Genomic DNA, 265 nt, shown 5'->3' with positions numbered 1-265 from the left:
CTCTGCGACGGCCCCGAGATCCGCTGCGCGCATCTGCCGGCCGAGATCGCGAACGGCGCGAGTGCGCAGGCGGCCCCGCGCGCCCCGGGCGTAGCGAACAATGCGCCCCTCATGCATCTGGCCGAAGATGCCGATACATCGTCGCTCAACGCCATTCAAGTGAAGGAGCGCGAGACCGTGTTGCAATTGCTCGACGAGCATCGCTGGAATGTGAGCAATGTCGCGAAGGTGCTGGGCATCAGCCGCAACACGCTGTATCGGAAGA

Annotated in this window: 1 protein-coding gene; it reads left to right on the top strand. The window is 64.5% G+C overall.

The genetic code is table 11. The features are described from left to right. Window positions 1–265 (top strand): helix-turn-helix domain-containing protein (locus NCS02_RS36220; protein WP_250523714.1); only part of this gene is annotated, 265 nt, incomplete at both ends.

Source organism: Caballeronia sp. NCF2 (assembly GCF_023631205.1).
Taxonomy (GTDB): Bacteria; Pseudomonadota; Gammaproteobacteria; order Burkholderiales; family Burkholderiaceae; genus Caballeronia; species Caballeronia zhejiangensis.
This window is presented reverse-complemented; position numbering and strand designations above follow the sequence as displayed.